The organism is Microbacterium sp. (genome assembly GCF_017305435.1).
GTDB lineage: Bacteria > Actinomycetota > Actinomycetes > Actinomycetales > Microbacteriaceae > Microbacterium.
This window is the reverse complement of record NZ_JAFKIP010000006.1, coordinates 131,343-146,621: the sequence shown is the minus strand read 5'-3', so window position 1 is coordinate 146,621 and position 15,279 is coordinate 131,343. Positions and strand designations below refer to the sequence as shown.

Genomic DNA, 15,279 nt, shown 5'->3' with positions numbered 1-15,279 from the left:
GCTCTAGGCTCAGCCCATGGCCTCCCCGTTCCCGACTCCCGCCACCCTCGACGAGGTCGTCGATCCGACGCGCGGCCTCACTGCGGCGGAGGTCGAACGGCGCACCGCGGCGGGGCAGGCCAATGCCTACAAGGCCGAGACGAGCCGGAGCGCGGGCAGCATCATCCGCGCGAACGTCTTCACCCTCTTCAACGGGATCGTGTTCGCGTGCTTCGGCATCCTGTTCGTCCTGGGCCGCTGGCAGGATGCCCTCTTCGGGTTCGCGGCGATCGCGAACGCGATCATCGGCTCCGTGCAGGAGTTCCGTGCGAAGGCCGCGCTCGACCGGCTCGCCCTCCTCAACGCGGCGAGCGCCCGCGTCCGCCGCGACGGCGTGGAGAGCGAGATCCCGCCCGGCGAGGTCGTCCTCGGCGACATCCTGGTTCTGCGGGCCGGCGACCAGCTGCCCGCGGACGCCCGGGTCCTGTCCACACGGGGCCTGCAGATCGACGAGTCGATGCTCACGGGCGAGGCCGACGCGATCGACAAGCACGAGGGCGACGACGCGCTCTCCGGCTCGATCGTCGTCGGCGGCGACGGCGCGGCCCAGGTCGTGCGCGTGGGCGCCGATTCCTACGCCAACACGTTCGCCGACGAGGCGAAGCGCTTCTCGCTCGTGGGGTCGGAGCTGCGCGACTCGATCAATCGCGTGCTCACCTGGGTCGGCTGGGCCATCGGTCCCGTGGGCCTGCTCGTCCTGAACGCGCAGATGCAGGCCGCGGGCGGCTGGGCGGAGGCGTGGCACACCGGGACATGGGTACAGGCCGTCGTCAACACGATCGCGTCGCTGACAGCGATGATCCCGCTGGGACTCGTCCTCATGACCTCGATCACCTTCGCCGTCGGCGCTGCGCGTCTCGCGAACCGGCAGGTGCTCGTCAACGAGCTCCCCGCGGTGGAAGGGCTCGCGCGCGTCGACGTCATCTGCCTCGACAAGACCGGCACCCTCACCGAGGGAGAGATCACCTACGGCGACGTCACCGTGCTCACCGAGACGCCGGGGTGGCGGGAGACGCTCGGCTGGTACGGACGGGCGCCCGAGGCGAACGCGACCGCGCGCACGCTGCAGGAGCCGTTCGGCGACGAACCCGCGCGGGAGGCGGCCGAGACGATCGCGTTCTCGTCGGCGCGCAAGTGGAGCGCGGTGTCGTTCGCCGGCGCAGACGGCACCTGGGTGCTGGGGGCTCCCGAGATGATCTTCGGCGCCGCCGCGACGGATGCCGCGGACCCGCTCGGCTCGATCGTGATCGACCGCGCCGCGTCGGGGCGTCGCACTCTCGTGCTGGGGTTCGCTCCGGCATCCCTCACCGCGTCGCAGGCGGAGGACGAGCAGCTGCCGGAGGGTGTCCGTCCGGCCGCCGTGCTGACCTTCCGCGAGAAGGTCCGCAGCGACGCCGCGCAGACGCTCGCCTACTTCCAGGAGCAGGGCGTCGGCATCCGCGTGATCTCGGGCGACAATCCCCGCACCGTCGCCGCCATCGCGCGTGAGGTGGGGTTGGATGCCGCCGAGGGCTACGACGCGCGCACCCTCCCCGAGGACGACGCCGCGCTCGCCGACGTGCTGGAGCAGAACCTCGTCTTCGGGCGCGTGACGCCCGATCAGAAGAAGCGCATGGTCGAAGCGCTGCAGTCGCGTGGGCACACCGTCGCGATGACCGGCGACGGGGTCAACGACGCCCTCGCGATCAAGACCGCCGACATGGGCATCGCGATGAACTCCGGATCGCCCGCGACGAAGGCGGTCGCGCGGATCGTGCTCCTCGACGGCAAGTTCTCGCATCTGCCCGACGTCGTGGCCGAGGGGCGGCAGGTCATCGCCAACATCGAGCGGGTCTCGATGCTCTTCCTCACCAAGACCGTCTACGCGACGCTCCTCGCGGTCCTCTTCGGCGTGCTCGTGCTGGAGTTCCCCTTCCTGCCCCGGCAGCTCTCGATCACCGACGGGCTGACGATCGGCATCCCCGCGTTCTTCCTCGCGCTCATGCCGAATGCGCAGCGCTACATCCCCGGCTTCCTCCGGCGATCGCTGAGCTTCGCGATCCCCGCCGGTGTCGTCGTCGCCCTGACCCTCACCTTCTACACGCTGACGGTGCGCGGCGGCGTCGATGTGGACCAGCTGCGCACCGGCGCGACCATCATCCTCGCCGTCGTCGGAATCTGGATCCTCGGTGCGCTCGCCCGCCCGCTGAACCGCTACAAGGGCGCCGTCGTCGGCGCGATGTTCATCGCGCTCGTCGTGATCTTCAGCGTTCCGCTCGCGCGGAGCTTCTTCGTGCTCGTCGACCCCGGGCAGGACACGGCGTTCGTGATCGCGCTCTACGGCATCGTCGCGATCGTCCTCATCGAGGTCATCCGCGCGATCCAGCGGCGCTACGTCGCGCGCACCGAAGCCGCGGGCGGCACGCACGCGCTCGCCGGTCACCCCGTGGAGCGAGCACGTCGGCCTGTGCCGGTCGCGATCGCCGTGGTACTCGTCTACCTCGGCGGGCTCGCGAGTGCGCTCTTCGGGCTCCTGTTCCTCCTCAGTCGGTACGACGTCGCGGAAGGCGAAGTGGTCGAGGTCTCCCTCATCGGGTCGGGGATCATGCTCTTCGGGCTGCTCTCCGTCGCCGCGGCATCCGGCCTGGGACGCGGCAGCGGGCTGTCGCGGGTCTTCGTCACGGCGCTCGCCGCGATCCTCATGGCGCTGCAGGTGTGGAGCCTCATCGAGACGCACGACTTCAGCGGCTGGTCGATCGCGCAGATCGTGCTGCACACCGCGGTCATCGCGGCGCTGTGGCTGCCGCCCGGAACCCGCTTCTTCCGCCCCGTGCTCCACGCGGGCTGACACCGCGAGCGCCGCGCGTCAGGGCGTGCAGGCGAGGGACTTCTGCAGCGAGGTCATGAGGTCGATCTCCGCGGACTGCGTCGCGATGACGCTCTGCGCCACCTGCAGGGCGCGCGGCTCGCTGCCGAGAGAGACGAGCGCCTGGGCCATCGGGATCGCGCCCTCGTGGTGGCGGATCATCAGGGTGAGGAAGCGGCAGTCGGCATCCGTGCCCGTCGCCGCGCGCATCGCCGCGAGCTCGCCGTCCGTCGCCATCCCCATCTGCGCCCTGAGCTCGGCCTCGGTGGCGTTCAGCGTCGTGACGTGCTCATGACCGGACGGGGCCGCGGCCATCCAGGCCATGAGCGGGCCGCCGGACTGCGGCAGGTTCCACTTCACGAGCCAGTCGTAGAACTCGCCCTTCTGCGCGGACTGCGTCGTGGCGATGTCGTACGCGAGCACGCGCACGTCCTCGCTCTCGGTGGTGCGGTAGATGTCCATCGCCATCTCGACGGCCTGGCCGTGGTGCACCTGCATGTCGCGCGCGAAGCCCGCCTCGGGGGAGTCGGTGCCGGGGAGCGCTGCGGCTCCGCTCGCGCCGAACGTCGAGAAACGCCCGATCGCGAACGCCAGCGCGATGACAGCCACGGCGACGAGGAGCACCGCCCACCACGGCGGCAGGGCGCGTTCGGGGGCGTCGCCGTCCGAGGGGCTCACGACTGCTTGCCGGGCCCGTCGATCGCCCCGGTGCAGGCCGCCGCCGGCTCGGGCACGTTCTGGCTGCGCCAGTACTCCTCGAAGAACGCGGGGATGCGCGCATCGGAGGCATCCTGCAGCTGCAGCTGCGTGTTCCAGCCGCTCAGGACGATGGGGGCGGGCAGACCCTCGTACGGTGAGAGGATCGTGTAGGTCGACGGCAGGTGAGAGCGGAGCGTCGCGAGCTCGTCGCCCGAGACCTGCGCGGCGTCATACGTCACCCAGATGGCGCCGTGCTCGAGTGAGTGCACGGCGTACTCGTTCTGCTGCGGCCGGTCGTAGACACCGCAGTTCAGCCAATACTGGTTGTGCGGTCCGCCCGCGGGCGGGTTCTGCGGGTAGTCCACCGTGCCCTCGACGTGACGGGTCTCGTTCGTGAACGTCTCGACGCCGTCGATCGTGGCGCCGGTGCCCCCGGCCTCGTAGGTGGGGGCAGGGGCCGGCGCGAAGATGAGGGATGCCGCGACGACGCCGACGACCGTGAGGGCGGCCACGCCCCCCACGACCCACCACGTGAGCCGGCTGCGGCGGCGCTTCGCGAGCTGGCGCTGGTACTCCGCCAGCTTCTCCTGCTTCTGGAGTTCGCGCTGCTGCTTGACGGTGAGGTCGATTCGCGCCTGCGTTGCGGGGTTGCCGCTCGCGCGCTTCGGGGAGGGGGGCTGTGAAGTCGGGGTCATGTGCGTGATCTCGGCTCGGGATTCCGGCGCGGACGTCGCCGGTGATCCGATCCTATGCAGACGAATATGCCGGCGGGGCGGCTCGCGCATCACTGTCGGCAATATCATAGAAAGCTCGCCGAATCGTTTCGAGATTCGTGCGTCACCGCTCCTCGAGCTCCCACCCCCTCATCGACGGGACCCCCGTGCGCGACATCGACCGCTCCTCCTCGCCCTCCACCGCACCGATCGTGCTGCACCCGGGCGACGCGATCACGACGTCGCGCCGTGTCGTCTACATCATCCTGCTCGGGGCCCTCACCGCTCTCGGCCCATTCACGATCGATCTCTACCTGCCGGCCTTCCCCGTCCTGCAGGCCGACTTCCACACGACCGCCGCGGCGATCCAGCTGACGCTCACCGGCACGATGATCGGGTTCGCGCTCGGGCAGCTCATCGTCGGTCCGCTCAGCGACAAGGTGGGTCGGCGCATCCCGCTCTTGTCGGTCACCGCGCTGCACGTCGTCGCGAGCACGGGCGCCGCCCTCGCCCCCTCGCTCGAGCTGCTCAGCGTCGCCCGGGTGCTCATGGGGATGGGCGCCGCCGCGGGCGGCGTCGTCGCCATGGCGATCGTCCGCGACCTCTTCGGCGGTCGTCGGCTCGTCGTGATGCTGAGCCGCCTCGCCCTCGTCTCCGGCGTCGCCCCCGTCGCAGCACCGCTCATCGGCTCGGCCCTCCTCGCGATCATGCCCTGGCGAGGCATCTTCGTCGTGCTCGCGGCATACGGACTCGTCATGCTCGTCTCGGCGATCGTGATCGTGCCCGAGACGCTCCCCGTCGCGCGCCGGCAGGAGAAGGGCGGGGCGACCGTGCTGCAGCGCTACCGCAGCGTCCTGCGCGACCGCGTGTTCATCGGCGTGCTCATCATCGGCGGGATGACCTTCAGCGGGCTGTTCTCCTACCTCTCGGCGTCGCCGTTCCTCTTCCAGGAGGGCTACGGCTTCGACCCGCAGCAGTACGGGGTGCTCTTCGCCGTCAATTCCGTGGGCGTCGTTGTCGGCGTGCAGGTCGCGTCGCGGCTCGCGGCGCGGTTCGGGCCGCAGTGGGTGCTCGCGTGGTCGACGGCCGTTCTCGTCCTCGCCTCCACGGCCATCGTCGTGCTGGATCAGCTGGGCGCGGGGCTCTGGGGAACGATGGTGCCGCTTTTCGTCTTCATGACCGCGTGCGGGTTCACCTTCCCGTGCGTGCAGGTGCTCGCGCTCGACCGACACGGCAAGGCGGCGGGCACCGCGGCATCCCTCATCGGCGCCTGTAACTTCGGCGTCGCCGGGATCATCTCGCCGCTCGTCGGGTGGATCGCGAAGGATGCCGGGATCACGGCGACCACGATGGCCGTCGTCATGATCGGCTGCGCCGTCGTCGGCTTCCTGTCGCTGTGGCTCGTCGTGCGGCCGCGGACGGTCGCGCGCCTCGCGCCCTGAATCGCCACTGAGCCTCGACGGAAGCCGGTCGGGCACAATGGGGCGATGACGACGCCGCCCGACGAACACGCCACGACGATCGCCCTGCAGCGCGCGGTGATCGGGGTGGTGCTCGTCGTGTGCGCGTTCGCCCTCGGCATCCTCGTCACGGTCGAAGCCGACGTCGATCTCGACGACTGGTGGAACGGCGTCGTCTCGTTCTTCGTGTTCCTGCAGCCGGCGTCGCTCGCGATGAACTTCCTCGGCGGCGGCTGGTTCGCGACGTTCGTCGTGCCGCTCGGCGGTGCCGCGGTGCTGTTGGCCCTGCGGCGCCCGTGGGGCGCGGCGTTCGTGCTCGTGGCCTCCGCAGCCAGCGCGGCGGGCGTGCAGATCCTCAAGGCGACGTTCGGTCGGGCGCGCCCGGAGGACATGATCGTCGTCTCCGACCACGGATCGTTCCCCTCCGGCCACACCGCGAACGCCGCGACGATCGCGGTGATCGCGGTCGTTCTCGCGCCGCGCCTCTGGGTCGCGATCGTCGGCGCGGCCTGGGTGTTCGCGATGGCTTTCAGCCGGACACAGGTGCACGCGCATTGGCTGAGCGACACCGTCGGAGGCGCGCTCGTGGGCGCGGGCTTCGCGCTCCTGGTCGCGGCGGCACTCACGCCGATACTGACCCGTGAGAGCGAGCGGCGCGCTCGCTAGGCTTCAGGCATGACTGCTCCCGATGACGCCGAGCTCGCCCGTCTGCAGGCCGAGGCCGAAGCCGCCGAGGCGGCGCTGAAGCTCGCCCAGGCCAAGGCCGCGCTCGCCGCAGCGCAAGCCGAGGCGGCCCGCGCCGCCTCGGAGAGCGGAGCGGCATCCACCCCGCCTGCCGCACCGCCGGAGGCGTCGGCCGCGCCGTCTGCTGCCTCCGTGGCGGAGGACGCGCCGGCAGATGACGCCCCGACCGACGCCGCGCCGGCGGAGGCCGCTCCGGCGCCGGTCGCGTCCGACAGCACCGGCCCGCTCGGTGACGCGGACATCGCGGCGATCACGAAGGGGTACGCCTTCGAAGGGGAGACGCTCGATCTCGGGGCGCTCATGAACGGGGATCCGCTGCCGAGCGCGCAGATCCGCATCCCGCTCGGCATGCTGAACCGCCACGGGCTCGTCGCGGGCGCCACCGGCACCGGCAAGACCCGCACGCTGCAGGGTCTCGCCGAGCAGCTCGCCGACAAGGGCGTGCCGGTCTTCGCAGCCGACATGAAGGGCGACCTCTCCGGCATGGCGACGGCGGGGGAGTCGAGCGACAAGCTGCTCGCCCGCACGCGCGCCCTCGGCCAGGACTGGAAGCCCGAGGCATCCGTCGTCGAGTTCTTCGCCCTCGGCGGCGTCGGCAAGGGTGTTCCCGTGCGTGCGACGGTCTCGGGGTTCGGGCCGCTGCTGCTGAGCAAGGTCCTCGGCCTCAACGAGACGCAGGAATCGAGCCTCGGCCTCGTCTTCCACTACGCCGACGCGAACGGTCTCGCCCTCGTCGATCTGTCGGACCTCCGCGCCGTGCTCACCTATCTTACGAGCGACGAGGGCAAGGCGGAGCTGAAGAACCTGGGCGGCCTGTCGGCCGCGACGGCGGGAGTGATCCTGCGCGAACTCATCACGTTCGCCGACGGCGGGGCCGACGTCTTCTTCGGCGAGCCGGAGTTCGACGTCAACGACTTCCTGCGTCTGGCCGCCGACGGCCGCGGGGTCATCTCGCTCCTCGAGGTGCCCGGCGTCGCCGACAAGCCCGCGCTGTTCTCGACGTTCCTCATGTACCTGCTCGCCGAGCTGTTCGAGATCCTGCCCGAGGTCGGCGACCCCGAGAAGCCGAAGCTCGTCTTCTTCTTCGACGAGGCGCACCTGCTGTTCCGGGATGCCTCGAAGGACTTCCTCGCGCAGATCGTGCAGACCGTCCGGCTCATCCGCTCGAAGGGCGTCGGCGTGTTCTTCGTCACGCAGACGCCCAAGGACGTCCCCTCCGACGTTCTCGGCCAGCTCGGCTCGCGTGTGCAGCACGCCTTGCGCGCCTTCACCCCCGACGACGCCAAGGCCCTGCGGGCGACGGTGGGCACCTACCCGAAGAGCGGGTACGACCTCGAGCGCACGCTGCAGGAGCTCGGCACGGGCGAGGCGATCGTCACGGTCATGAGCGAGAAGGGCGCCCCGACCCCGGTCGCGTGGACGCGCCTGCGCGCACCGCAGGGGCTCATGTCCCCGACGCCGGACGCCCAGATCGACGCCGCCGTCGCGGCATCCAGCCTCCTGCCGCGCTACGGCACGCCGATCGATCGGGAGTCGGCGCGCGAGATCCTCACGGCGAAGATGAACGCCGCGGCCGAGGCGGAGGAGGCCGCGGCTGCGGCCAAGGCGCAGGCCGAGACCGACAAGGAGCTCGCCAAGCAGCAGGCCGCGGCGCAGAAGGCCGAAGCCGCCGCCGAGAAGGAGCGACAGAAGGAGTACGACCGGCTCATGAAGGCCTCCGGCGGCACGTCACGCACCCGCACGACGCGGAAGGCCGACGCGTCGCCGCTCGAGCAGGTGCTGAACTCCAAGACGACGCAGACGATCCTGAACTCGGTCATCCGCGGGATGTTCGGCACCGGAAGGCGCTGACAGGCACCGGGAGGCGCTGACGGCGACCGGCTCGGCTACCCCGGCGGATGCCGGGGCGCAAGCCCGTCGCCCCCGCCCGTTCGCCGTCGTACGCTCGGCGCATGAGCGAGCTGACGACCCCGACCGGGCGCGAGGAGGCGCTCGTCGCCGTGCCCCGCGCGGATGGCACCGCGCCCCGCGCGCTCGTCCTCGGGGCGACGGGCTACATCGGCGGACGGCTCGTGCCGCGCCTCGTCGCGGCGGGGTACCGCGTGCGCGTCCTCGTGCGCGATCCGGCACGGCTCGCCGCCTTCGAATGGGCGGACGCCGTCGACGTCGTCGAAGGCGCGGCGACGGATACCGCGGCGCTCGAGCGCGCCTGCGCCGACGTCGATGTGCTGTATTACCTCATCCACTCGATGGGTCAGGGGGCGGGGTTCGAGCGGGCCGATCTCGTTGCGGCACGCGCCGTCGCATCGGCCGCATCGGCGGCGTCCGTCCGGCGCATCGTCTACCTCGGCGGCCTCCATCCGGAAGGCGTACCGCTGAGCCCGCACCTGCGATCGCGCGTCGAGGTGGGCGAGACGTTTCTGCAGAGCGGCGTGCCGACGCTCGAGCTGCAGGCGGGCGTCGTCATCGGGTCGGGGTCGGCGTCGTTCGAGATGATCCGGCACCTCACCGATGTGCTCCCGTACATGCCCGCACCGAAGTGGGTGCGCAATCGCATCCAGCCGATCGCCGTGCGCGATGTGCTGCACTACCTGCTGGGCGCGGCGCGCGTCGCCCCCGACGTCAATCGCGCCGTCGACATCGGCGGGCCGGACGTCCTGCGGTACGGACAGATGATGAACGGCTACGCCGTCGAGGCGGGGCTGCCGCAGCGGCCGATCGCGGCGCTCCCCGTCCTCACCCCGGGGCTGGCCTCGCACTGGGTCAACGTCGTGACGCCCGTGCCGCGGGCGATCGCGCGCCCCCTCATCGCGTCGCTGCAGCACGACTGCGTCATGGACGACCACGACGTCGACGCGCTCATCCCGCCTCCCGACGGCGGCCTCACGCCGTATCGGCGAGCGGTCGCCCTCGCGCTCGGTCGCGTCGAGGCCGACACGGTGGAGACGAGCTGGCAGGATGCCGAGGTCACCGGCATCCCGTCCGATCCGCTGCCGTCCGACCCGGAATGGGCGGGACGGACCGTCTTCACCGATGTGCGGGTCGCGCGCACTCCCGCGCCGGTCGAGGACCTGTGGGCGGTCATCGCCGGGATCGGCGGCGTCAACGGGTGGTACTCGGCACCTGTGCTGTGGGCGATCCGCGGGTGGATGGACCGCCTGGTCGGCGGGGTCGGGCTCTCTCGGGCCGGCGCAGCAGGTCGCGGGTCGCGGTCGGCGACGTCGTCGACTTCTGGCGGGTCGAGAAGGTCGAGCCCCACAAGCTCCTGCGGCTGCGGGCCGAGATGAGGGTGCCGGGCCTCGCCTGGCTCGATCTCGCCTGTGAGCCGGACGCCGGCGGCGGGTCGGTGTACCGGCAGCGCGCCGTGTTCTTCCCGTCCGGGCTCGCGGGGCGGCTGTACTGGCTCGCGGTGCTGCCCTTCCACGGGTTCATCTTCCGCGGGATGGCGCAACGCATCACGGCGACCGCCGAGGCCGACGCGCAGGCCGCGGGCGAAGCGTCCGGCGGCGCGGACCGCTCCTAGACTGGGCGCGTGCCGTTCATCCGCCCCTTCCGCCCCGGCGACGAGGCCGCGCTGTCGGACATCTGCCTGCGCACGGCGGATGCCGGAGCCGACGCCACCGGTGTCTTCGCCGACGACGACCTGTGGGGCGCGGTGTTCGTGCTGCCCTACGCGGCGCGGCATCCCGACCTGGCGTTCGTCGTCGAGGCGGACGACGGCCGCGTGGTCGGCTACGTGGTCGGCACCGACGACACCCGCGCCTTCGAGGACTGGTTCGCCGTGCACTGGTGGCCGCAATTCGCCGAGCGCTGGCCGATGCCGTCTGCGCCGGTCGGTGAGCGGACGCGACAGGACGGCACGGTCGCGTATGCGTACGGGCGCCGCGGCGGCGCGGAGCCCTTCGGCGACACCTACCCGGCACACCTCCACATCGACCTCCTGCCCGAGCTGCAGGGTCAGGGCTTCGGGCGCCGCCTGATCGACACGCTCACGGGCGCGCTGCGGGCGCGCGGCGTGACGGGGCTTCACCTCGCCGCCGACGTCCGCAACGCCGGCGCGATCGCCTTCTATCCGCGCGTCGGCTTCACGCGGATCCCCTCGCACGAGGACGTCGTCGCGTTCGGACGCGAGCTCTGACGGCTGCCCCCGACCGGCTCGGTTCAGACGACGGAGCCGGCCGCCAGCCGGACCGTCCGGTCGACCAGGCCGTCCGGGACGGCGACGTGCGAGATCAGCACGATCGCCTGTTCGGGCGCGACCGCGCCGAGGAGGTCGGTTAGCAGAGCGTCGGACGCATCGGCGTCGACGCCCGCGGTCGGCTCGTCGAGGACGAGCACGGGGAAGCCGTGCAGGATCGCGCGGGCGAGGGCGATGCGCTGCGCCTGCCCACCCGAGACGAGCGCTCCGCGCTCGCCCACGCGCGCCGACAGGCCGCCGCGCTCGCGCAGCCACTCGCCGAGGCCGACGCGTTCGAGCACGGCCTCGAGTTCGGCATCCGTCGCCGTGTCACGCGCGAAGAGCAGGTTCTGCCGGATGTCCTCGTCGAAGAGCATGGGCTGCTGCTCGCACAGGCCCACGGTGCGGCGCACGTCGTCGGGGTTCAGGGTCGCCACATCCGTGCCGCCGAGCGAGTACCGGCCTTCGGAGGGCGAGAGGAACCGCAGCAGCACGTGCGCGAGCGTCGTCTTGCCGGCGCCGCTCGATCCGACGACGAGCACGCGCTCGCCGGGCGCGACGGTGAGGTCGACCCCGTGCAGTGCCTCACGGTCGCCGTCGCCCGCGAACGGCCAGTACGCCGAAACGCCGCGCAGCGCGAGTCCCTCGCCGAGCGGGGGAGCGGCACCGGTGGGCGCAGGAACGCTCTCGGACGGGATGCCGGCGGGCACCTCCTCCGGGAGAGATGCCGCGATCCGCTCCGCCGCCGCCCGTACCTGCCGCCACGCCGCCGCAGCTGCGGGCACGGCGGCGAACACCTCGAAGACGGCCATCGGCACGAGCACCGCCACGGCGAACGCCGGGCCGGTCAGGGTGCCGTCACCGACGGCGGGCGCGGTCACGAGCACGGCGACCAGCGAGGCGGCGCCGGCCGCGAGGGAGACGAGCGCCGTCGTCCCGGCCTGCGCTCCGGCGCGCCGTGTCACGGCGCGCCGGAGCTCTGCGTCGGCGTCCGCGATGCGGCGGGCGCTGGCGTGCTCGGCGCCGTAGGCGACGAGCACGTCGAGGCTCGCGAGGTGATCGAGCACGGCGTCGGCGAGACGCGCGCGGAGCGGCGCGATGCGCCGCTCCGCGCGCGAGCCCGCGGCCCAGCCCCACCCGGTCGCGACGAGCGCGGCGAGCACGAGGCATCCGAGGAGCGTCAGCGCCGCCGGCCACCACACGAACGCGACGAGCACGACCGCCCCGATCGCCACAGTGACCGAGGATACGAGCGGGAGGACCACCCGCAGCGGCAGGTTCTGCAGCTCGTCGACGTCGTCGACGAGCGCACCGAGCACGGAGCCGCGGCGCGTGCGGGCGAGTCCGTCCGGCGCGAGCGGGATGAGCCGGCGCACGAGGTCGGTGCGGGTGACGGCGAGCTGACGCAGCGCCGCGTCGTGGCTCGCGAGACGCTCGGTGTAGCGGAACGCGGCGCGGCTGAGCGCGAACGCGCGGACGCCGACGACGGCGGCCGACAGGTACATCACGGCGGGCTGCTCGCTCGCCCGCACGATGAGCCACGCGCTGCACGCGAGCAGCGCGACGGCGGATGCCTCGGACAGAAAGCCCGACGCCGCACCCGCCCAGAACCGGCGCAGCGGCGGCATCGCGCGGCGGAGGATCTCGGCGGAGGTCACCGCGGGGGCCGTCATGCCACCACCTCCGCCGTGCGGGGGGCGAGCGTCACGACCACATCGGCGATCGCGCGGGCCGACCGGCGGTGCGAGACGAGGAGGACGGTGGCGCCTTCGTCGGCGACACCCCGGACGGCGCGCCACAGCGCATCCTCGGTCTCGGCATCCAACGCAGAGCTCGGCTCGTCCAGGGCGACGACCGCCGCGAGACCGCGCAGGTGCCGGTACAGGGCGCGGGCGACGGCAACGCGCTGCGCCTGCCCGCCGGACAGGCCCGCCCCCTGTACGCCGAGCTCGCGCGCGGGGTCGAGGTCGCCCGCCTGCGCGAGGTGCAGCGCGCGGCGGACGATCGTGGCCCGCCGCGCCGCGGGATTCTGAGGAGATGACGGATTCTGAGGATCGGATGCCTCGGGTTCGTCCTCAGAATCCGTCATCTCCTCAACATCCGACGGGTCAACATCCGACGGGTCGCCGAGGGCGACATTGTCGCCGATCGTCCCGGCGATGAGGCCGGGCTGCTGACCGGCCCACGCCAGCCACTCCGGCGCGGACAGCTCGGCCAGCGGCATCCCGTCGACCGTCACGCGGCCCTCGTACGCCGCAGCTCCCCGGAGCGCGGCGAGGAGACTCGACTTGCCCGAGCCGCTCGGTCCTTCGATGAGGGTGACGGTGCCGGGCATCGCCGTGAACGAGACGGGCGGCATCAGGACGTCGCCGCGACGGACGCGCGCGTCGCGGACCTCCACCCGCCCGGAACCCACCCGCCCGGAACCCACCCGCCCCGACGCCTGTGTCCGCGGTGCGGCGGCGGGGGCGTCCGTCGCCTCGTCGAGCACGCCGAACACGTCGTCGGTGGCGGCGACGCCCTCCGCGGCGGCGTGGAACTGGACGCCGACCTGGCGGAGCGGCAGGTACGCCTCGGGCGCGAGGAGCAGGACGAAGAGGCCCACCGTGAGGGTCAGCGACCCGTCGAGCAGGCGGAAGCCGATCGACACGGCGACGATCGCGACCGAGATGGAGGCCAGGAGCTCGAGGGCGAATCCGGAGAGGAACGACACGCGCAGCACCCGCATCGTCTCGCCGCGGTAGGCGTCGGTGACCTTCTCGATCGAGGATGCCGCGCGGTGCTGGCGACCGAAGACCTTGAGCGTCGCGAGCCCCTGCACCGTGTCGGCGAACCGCGCCGCGAGCTGACCGAGGGTCCGCCACTGCTTCTGCTGCACGGTGCGCGTCGCGAGGCCGATCAGCACCATGAACAGCGGGATGAGGGGGAGGGTGATGAGAACCGTGAGCCCCGACACCCAGTCCTGCCACCACATGACCGCGACGAGCACGGGCGTCGCGATCACCGTGAGCACGAGCTGCGGGAGGTAACGCCCGAAGTAGGCGTCGAGGGCCTCGAGGCCGCGGCCGGCGGTGACGGCGAGCTGCGCCGTGTTGCGCCCCGCGAGCCAGCCGGGACCGAGTGCGCCGACGGCGGCGACGAGCCGTTCGCGCAGCTGCAGCTGCACGCGCGCGGATGCCCGGGCCGAGAGCGACTCCCGCGCCCACAGCAGCACGGCGCGCGCGGCTGCGACGGCGCCGAGTGCGGCGAGGATGCCGGTGAGCTCCGCCCACGACGTCCCCGCGATCACGCGCGTGATGGCCTGCGTCAGCAGCCACGCGAAGGCGACGACGACGGCGGTCTGCGCCGCGCCGATCACCGCGATGAGGGCGAAGAACCCTCGCGACGCGGCGGCATACCGCAGGAGTCGCGGATCCACCGGGCGCACGCGCGTCGGTGCCGGGTCGGGTGCCATGCTTCGATCCTGCCCTACCGCGTCGTTCGTCGGGACCGTGGTGCGGGTGCCGACCCTCGTGCACCGGTGGGCGACTCCCGCCCCGCCGGTCCGACGAACGGAGACACGCTCAGTGCGCGGAGGCCTCGGCCTTCTCGATCATCGTGCGGGTGACACGCTTGCGGAAGATCCAGTACGTCCAGGCCTGGTAGGCGAGCACGAGCGGAAGGAAGACGAGCGCCGCCCAGCTCATGATCTCGAGCGTCATCTGGGTCGACGAGGCGTTCGCGATCGTGAGGCTGTTCGCCGGGTCGTTCGAGGCCGGCATGACGTAGGGGAAGAGCGCCAGCCACAGCGTCAGCACCGCGAACACGATCGTCACGGCGCCCGCGGCGAACGCGCGACCGTCACGATCCACCCAGTTGAAGGCGACGGATGCCAGGAGTGCCACCGCGGCGATGACTCCGCACGCGATCACGGCCCACAGCAGCGGCGCGTCACGGCCGGCGGCGATCGCGATCGTCCACACGACGCAGCCGGCCGCGAAGATCACGGTCGGGATCGCGAGCTTCTTACCGAGCGCCTGCGCGTCGTGGTGCACCTGTCCGTCGGTCTTGAGCCCGACGAAGTAGACGCCGTGCAGGAAGAACAGGAGGAGCGTCGTCACTCCGACCCACAGCCCGTAGGGGTTGAGGAGCGTGAACAGCGACCCGGTGAAGTTCTTGTCGGCATCGATCGGCACGCCCTGCACGATGTTGCCGACCGCGACGCCCCAGAGGAGGGCGGGCACGACCGAGCCGATCGTGATCATCCAGTCGAAGCGGCGCTTCCATCGGATGTCGTCGCGCTGGTGGCGGTACTCGAAGGAGACGCCGCGGAGGATGAGCGCGAGGAGGATGAGCAGCAGCGGCAGGTAGAACCCGCTGAAGAGGGTCGCGTACCACTCGGGGAAGGCCGCGAACAGGCACGCGCCCGCCACGATGACCCAGGTCTCATTGAGGTCCCAGACCGGGCCGATCGTGTTGATCACCTGGCGGCGCGAGACCTCGTCCTTGCCGAGGAACGGCAGCGACATGCCGACGCCGAAGTCGAACCCGTCGAGGACGAAGTACCCGACGAAGAGCACGCCGACGATGAAGAACCAGAGAGTTGCGAGATCCATGTCAGCT

The 15,279-nt window shown here is 71.9% G+C and carries 10 protein-coding genes and 1 pseudogene; 6 read left to right on the top strand and 5 right to left on the bottom strand.

Translation table 11 applies throughout. The features are described 5' to 3' along the window. Positions 1 to 16: 16 nt before the first annotated feature. Positions 17 to 2,866, top strand: coding sequence for an HAD-IC family P-type ATPase (locus J0I43_RS11415; protein WP_292863637.1), 2,850 nt, complete (start codon positions 17 to 19; stop codon positions 2,864 to 2,866). A gap of 18 nt (positions 2,867 to 2,884) precedes the next feature. On the opposite strand, the gene J0I43_RS11410 is transcribed toward J0I43_RS11415, so the two are convergent. Both J0I43_RS11410 and J0I43_RS11405 read right to left on the bottom strand, forming a co-directional pair. Then, entirely contained in the window at positions 2,885 to 3,562 is a 678-nt protein-coding gene (locus tag J0I43_RS11410; RefSeq protein ID WP_292863634.1) for a DUF305 domain-containing protein, read from the bottom strand. Continuing rightward, the gene (locus J0I43_RS11405; protein ID WP_292863632.1) at positions 3,559 to 4,278 is read right to left on the bottom strand and encodes a DUF3105 domain-containing protein; all 720 of its coding nucleotides are present in this window, start codon (positions 4,276 to 4,278) and stop codon (positions 3,559 to 3,561) included. The genes J0I43_RS11410 and J0I43_RS11405 overlap by 4 nt, the downstream gene beginning before the upstream one ends. A gap of 185 nt (positions 4,279 to 4,463) precedes the next feature. Here J0I43_RS11405 and J0I43_RS11400 point away from each other — a divergent pair, with 185 nt between their 5' ends. From J0I43_RS11400 to J0I43_RS11380, 5 genes and pseudogenes are all read left to right on the top strand, one after another. Then, positions 4,464 to 5,738, top strand: coding sequence for a multidrug effflux MFS transporter (locus J0I43_RS11400; RefSeq protein WP_292863630.1), 1,275 nt, complete (start codon positions 4,464 to 4,466; stop codon positions 5,736 to 5,738). 45 nt (positions 5,739 to 5,783) lie between these two features. Next, positions 5,784 to 6,422 carry a phosphatase PAP2 family protein gene (locus tag J0I43_RS11395; protein ID WP_292863626.1) on the top strand — a complete coding sequence of 213 codons (639 nt, stop codon included), beginning with the start codon at positions 5,784 to 5,786 and terminating at the stop codon, positions 6,420 to 6,422. 9 nt (positions 6,423 to 6,431) lie between these two features. After that, a complete protein-coding gene (locus J0I43_RS11390) occupies positions 6,432 to 8,351 on the top strand; it encodes a helicase HerA-like domain-containing protein (RefSeq protein ID WP_292863623.1) in 1,920 nt (639 codons plus the stop codon). A 47-nt stretch (positions 8,352 to 8,398) separates the two neighbouring features. Beyond that, positions 8,399 to 10,023, top strand: a pseudogene (locus tag J0I43_RS11385) (SDR family oxidoreductase). A 9-nt stretch (positions 10,024 to 10,032) separates the two neighbouring features. Then, a complete protein-coding gene (locus J0I43_RS11380; RefSeq protein WP_292863620.1) occupies positions 10,033 to 10,638 on the top strand; it encodes a GNAT family N-acetyltransferase in 606 nt (201 codons plus the stop codon). Positions 10,639 to 10,661: 23 nt separating this feature from the next. Here the strand turns inward: J0I43_RS11380 and cydC are convergent, their stop codons facing one another. The 3 genes from cydC to cydB all read right to left on the bottom strand — a co-directional run bounded on the left by cydC (position 10,662) and on the right by cydB (position 15,272). Then, positions 10,662 to 12,350, bottom strand: coding sequence for a thiol reductant ABC exporter subunit CydC (gene cydC, locus J0I43_RS11375; protein WP_292863617.1), 1,689 nt, complete (start codon positions 12,348 to 12,350; stop codon positions 10,662 to 10,664). Then, positions 12,347 to 14,131 carry a thiol reductant ABC exporter subunit CydD gene (gene cydD / locus J0I43_RS11370; RefSeq protein WP_292863614.1) on the bottom strand — a complete coding sequence of 595 codons (1,785 nt, stop codon included), beginning with the start codon at positions 14,129 to 14,131 and terminating at the stop codon, positions 12,347 to 12,349. Before cydD ends, cydC begins: the two co-directional genes overlap by 4 nt. Before the next feature lie 109 nt (positions 14,132 to 14,240). After that, positions 14,241 to 15,272 carry a cytochrome d ubiquinol oxidase subunit II gene (gene cydB / locus J0I43_RS11365; protein ID WP_292863611.1) on the bottom strand — a complete coding sequence of 344 codons (1,032 nt, stop codon included), beginning with the start codon at positions 15,270 to 15,272 and terminating at the stop codon, positions 14,241 to 14,243. Positions 15,273 to 15,279 lie beyond the last annotated feature (7 nt).

Coding starts and splice junctions, on each gene's coding strand:
- J0I43_RS11415 (WP_292863637.1), top strand. CDS start 17: ATGGCCTCCCCGTTCCCGACTCCCGCCACCCTCGACGAGGTCGTCGAT.
- J0I43_RS11405 (WP_292863632.1), bottom strand. CDS start 4,278: ATGACCCCGACTTCACAGCCCCCCTCCCCGAAGCGCGCGAGCGGCAAC.
- J0I43_RS11395 (WP_292863626.1), top strand. CDS start 5,784: ATGACGACGCCGCCCGACGAACACGCCACGACGATCGCCCTGCAGCGC.
- J0I43_RS11390 (WP_292863623.1), top strand. CDS start 6,432: ATGACTGCTCCCGATGACGCCGAGCTCGCCCGTCTGCAGGCCGAGGCC.
- cydC (WP_292863617.1), bottom strand. CDS start 12,350: ATGACGGCCCCCGCGGTGACCTCCGCCGAGATCCTCCGCCGCGCGATG.
- cydD (WP_292863614.1), bottom strand. CDS start 14,131: ATGGCACCCGACCCGGCACCGACGCGCGTGCGCCCGGTGGATCCGCGA.
- cydB (WP_292863611.1), bottom strand. CDS start 15,272: ATGGATCTCGCAACTCTCTGGTTCTTCATCGTCGGCGTGCTCTTCGTC.